This is a genomic window from Geminocystis sp. CENA526, from assembly GCF_050753365.1.
Taxonomy (GTDB): Bacteria; Cyanobacteriota; Cyanobacteriia; order Cyanobacteriales; family Cyanobacteriaceae; genus Geminocystis.
This window is the reverse complement of record NZ_JBLZFY010000319.1, coordinates 1-1,003: the sequence shown is the minus strand read 5'-3', so window position 1 is coordinate 1,003 and position 1,003 is coordinate 1. Positions and strand designations below refer to the sequence as shown.

At 33.2% G+C, this 1,003-nt stretch carries 1 protein-coding gene; it reads right to left on the bottom strand.

The features are described 5' to 3' along the window. Positions 1–197 precede the first annotated feature (197 nt). A complete protein-coding gene (locus ACN4EE_RS23650; RefSeq protein WP_431708959.1) occupies positions 198–590 on the bottom strand; it encodes a hypothetical protein in 393 nt (130 codons plus the stop codon). Positions 591–1,003 lie beyond the last annotated feature (413 nt).

The following is a 1,003-nucleotide window of genomic DNA, read 5'->3' as shown; positions in this document are numbered from 1 at the left end:
AGCACTTTTTGATAAAAATATGGACTAATATGATAGCATAAACTACCACCTAACTTTGCAATCTAAATGATCTTTGTTTTTAACGCACTCTCTCGTCATTTAGAAATTGCTCGATCAAACTTAAAATAAGCGATAATCAATCGAGCCGTGCCACTTTGGAATAAACTTTTAGATTCGATCTTCATCTTAGCTTAACTTTAAAATTTTCCGTCCCGAAGAATCCAAAAAAGAGTAGTAATGAGTCCAGTAATTACAATAATTGCAACTTGTCTCCAGTTTTTAAGTTCTCCAACTTTTTCCGACTTGTCGGACATCTTTTCGGCAACTTTATCTGCTTTGTCTGTTGCTTTAGTTATTTGAGGTTTCCAGTCATCTAATCGCTTATTCACATCATCAAACCTTTTATTCACATCATCAAACCTTTTATTTACATCGTCAAATCTCCTATTAACGCCGTTAAGACTTTCTTTTATCACATCAGTCTCAACAGTCAAGTTATTAACCTTAGAATTAATTTGCTCATTCTGGATAATGATACGGTTGATCATGTCTTTCAATTCTTTAAGATCGTTCTCAGTGACTGTATTCATGTTAGAATCTCAATAATATTATTTAGTTAATGTAGAAGGAGCTTACCCCATTTTCCTTCTGCTAATATTATATATATATAGCAAAACTCTCAGGACAATCTCAATGGGCTTCCTTAATTCAGAAAATGCTCTATCTTAAATTTGATCACGCAGTGCCACTAAAGATCGATCGAGCCGTGGCATTTCGTGAACAAACTTTTAGATTAATAGTCTGTCTTTTAAGACTTCTTAATCAAAGGCTAAAGCCATTACTACAAACGCTCGAACCGAAATGTAGAAGCTCGCTCAGTTTTAACTTAATAATTCTTAACATCAACTACTGAGCTAGTTAATCATCTCTAAAAGTGCTATGGTAGAATAAGAAAATAAAGTGCTATAGTAATTTTATCTCAGTCATGGGTATTAAACAGTTA